Genomic DNA, 2,920 nt, shown 5'->3' with positions numbered 1-2,920 from the left:
CCCCGGCCCGCGCCGAAACGGCGCCGGCCGCGGCCCCGCCTGCCGACGTGGCGGAGACCGCAACGCCGCAACCCGGGCGCATGCAACGCACCGCGGTCCGCTCAGGCCAGCAGCTGTACGCTGAAAACTGCGACCTGACGGTGCTGGCAACGGTCGGCGCCGGCGCCGAGGTGATCGCCGATGGCAGCATCCATATCTACGGTACGCTGCGTGGCCGTGCCCTGGCCGGCGCCCAGGGCAATACCGGCGCAAGGATTTTCTGCCGTGACTTCCACGCCGAGCTGGTCGCCATTGCGGGTCATTACAAGGTACTGGACGATGTTCCGGCGGACCTGCGCGGCAAAGCCGTGCAGGTATGGCTGGAACAGGACCAGATAAAAATCGCTGCGCTGGATTGACGCAGCCCACCCCCGAATATTGTGGAGAAATCCTTTGGCTGAAATCATCGTAGTCACCTCCGGCAAGGGCGGCGTTGGCAAGACCACCTCCAGCGCAAGCCTGGCGTGTGGCCTGGCGCGTCGCGGCAAGAAGGTCGCAGTCATCGACTTCGATGTCGGCCTGCGCAACCTCGATCTGATCATGGGCTGCGAACGCCGCGTGGTGTACGACTTCGTCAACGTCGTCCACGGCGAGGCCACCCTCAAGCAGGCCCTGATCAAGGACAAGCGCTTTGACAACCTGTTCGTGCTGGCCGCCTCGCAGACCCGCGACAAGGATGCGCTGAGCAAGGAAGGCGTGGAGAAGGTGCTCAAGGACCTGGCCGCCGAAGGTTTCGACTACATCCTGTGCGACTCTCCGGCCGGCATTGAGAAAGGCGCGTTCCTGGCGATGTATTTCGCCGACCGTGCGGTGGTCGTGGTCAATCCGGAAGTGTCCTCGGTGCGCGACTCCGATCGCGTCATCGGCCTGCTCGACTCCAAGACCCACAAGGCCGAGAGCGGCCATGATGTGCCCGCCTATCTGCTGCTGACCCGCTACAGCCCGGCACGGGTGGAAAGCGGCGAGATGCTGAGCATCAACGACGTTGAAGAAGTGCTGGGCCTCAAGGCGCTGGGCGTGATTCCCGAATCCGGTGACGTGCTCAATGCCTCCAACAAGGGCGAGCCGGTGATCCTGGATGCCGAGTCGCCGGCCGGACAGGCCTATGAGGACGCAGTCAGCCGGATTCTGGGCGAAGAACGGCCGATGCGCTTTACCACTGTTGAGAAGAAGGGCTTCTTCAGCAAGCTGTTCGGAGGGTGAAGATGGGACTGTTCGATTTCCTCAAGGCCAAGAAAACCACCGCCGAAACTGCGAAGAACCGCCTGCAGATCATCATCGCGCAGGAACGCAGCCACCGCGGGGGTCCGGACTACCTGCCGCTGCTGCAGCGCGAGCTGCTGGAAGTGATCAAGAAGTACGTCAACATCGACGTCGATGCGGTGAAGGTGGACCTGGTCAAGGACGGCGAACACGACGTGCTCGATATCTCCGTCGCGTTGCCGGAAGGCCCGCAGGCCTGAGCCCCTCCCGATGACTCCGCGCAAGGGCCGCCCAGTGCGGCCCTTGTCATTGCCTGCCCGTGCCCATGTCCAACCCTCCCGCCCCTGCCGTGGAACCCGCCCCTGACGTCATCCGCGTCGGCGCCATCGACTGGGCCGCCGCCAGCGACCTGCTCGCCCGCCACGGCCTGCGCCTGAACCGCATCGGGGACGGACAGAAAATCCCCGGCAGCTACTGGGGCGAGCCGGAAGCCGGCGTGATCGCCAGCGACGTCTATGTGCGCGCGGACACCCCCGTGCATTCGATGCTGCATGAAGCCTGCCACCTGATCGTGTTGCCGGCCGAGCGTCGCGCGCAGGTGCATACCGATGCCACCGATTCGGTGCAGGAAGAAGACGCCACCTGCTATCTGCAGATCCTGCTGGCCGCGCAACTGCCCGGGGTCGGCAGCGCGCGGCTGATGGCCGACATGGACGCCTGGGGCTACACCTATCGGCTGGGATCGACGCGGGCGTGGTTCGAAGGCGATGCCGAAGACGCGAGAGCGTGGCTGGTCGAACGCAAGTTGTTGCCGGAATAGATTTCTCGCGTGAGCGGCAAGATCATGCCGTAGCGGCTCCAGCGGNCCACCTGCTATCTGCAGATCCTGCTGGCCGCGCAACTGCCCGGGGTCGGCAGCGCGCGGCTGATGGCCGACATGGACGCCTGGGGCTACACCTATCGGCTGGGATCGACGCGGGCGTGGTTCGAAGGCGATGCCGAAGACGCGAGAGCGTGGCTGGTCGAACGCAAGTTGTTGCCGGAATAGATTTCTCGCGTGAGCGGCAAGATCATGCCGTAGCGGCTCCAGCGGGGCGCTGCCCCGCGCTACATCGGCCGGCTCCAGCGGGGCGCTGCCCCGCGCTACAGTGGCTGGCTCCAGCGCGGTGCTGCCCCGCGCCACATCGGCCGGCTCCAGCGGGGCGCTGCCCCGCGCTACATCGGCTGGCTCCAGAGCGGCGCTGCCCCGCGCTACATCGGCCGGCTCCAGCGGGGCGCGGCCCCGCGCTACATCGGCCGGCTCCAGCGGGGCGCGGCCCCGCGCTACATCGGCCGGCTCCAGCGGGGCGCGGCCCCGCGCTACATCGGCCGGCTCCAGCGGGGCGCGGCCCCGCGCTACATCGGCCGGCTCCAGCGGGGCGCGGCCCCGCGCTACATCGGCCGGCTCCAGCGGGGCGCGGCCCCGCGCTACATCGGCCGGCTCCAGCGGGGCGCGGCCCCGCGCTACATCGGCCGGCTCCAGCGGGGCGCGGCCCCGCGCTACATCGGCCGGCTCCAGCGGGGCGCGGCCCCGCGCTACATCGGCCGGCTCCAGCGGGGCGCTGCCCCGCGCTACATCGGCTGGCTCCAGAGCGGCGCTGCCCCGCGCTACATCGGCCGGCTCCAGCGGGGCGCTGCC

General features: G+C 68.2%; 4 protein-coding genes and 1 pseudogene. All 5 read left to right on the top strand.

Annotation, left to right across the window (positions count from 1 at the left end):
* Positions 1–398 (top strand): septum site-determining protein MinC (gene minC, locus QZH66_RS14770; RefSeq protein ID WP_305806680.1); only part of this gene is annotated, 398 nt, incomplete at its 5' end.
* 34 nt (positions 399–432) lie between these two features.
* Entirely contained in the window at positions 433–1,242 is an 810-nt protein-coding gene (gene minD / locus QZH66_RS14765) for a septum site-determining protein MinD (RefSeq protein ID WP_305806679.1), read from the top strand.
* Positions 1,243–1,244: 2 nt separating this feature from the next.
* Positions 1,245–1,502 carry a cell division topological specificity factor MinE gene (minE, locus tag QZH66_RS14760; RefSeq protein ID WP_305806678.1) on the top strand — a complete coding sequence of 86 codons (258 nt, stop codon included), beginning with the start codon at positions 1,245–1,247 and terminating at the stop codon, positions 1,500–1,502.
* An 89-nt stretch (positions 1,503–1,591) separates the two neighbouring features.
* Positions 1,592–2,062, top strand: a complete 471-nt coding sequence (locus QZH66_RS14755) for a hypothetical protein (RefSeq protein WP_305806677.1) — start codon at positions 1,592–1,594, stop codon at positions 2,060–2,062.
* Between the two features lie 48 nt (positions 2,063–2,110).
* Positions 2,111–2,290: pseudogene (locus QZH66_RS14750) on the top strand (hypothetical protein); the annotation flags it as partial.
* Between the last annotated feature and the right edge of the window lie 630 nt (positions 2,291–2,920).

The sequence above is a fragment of the Stenotrophomonas sp. YIM B06876 genome (assembly GCF_030711595.1).
In the GTDB taxonomy this organism is placed as follows: Bacteria; Pseudomonadota; Gammaproteobacteria; order Xanthomonadales; family Xanthomonadaceae; genus Stenotrophomonas.
The sequence above is the reverse complement of the archived record's forward strand: the minus strand, read 5'-3'. Positions and strand labels throughout refer to the sequence as shown.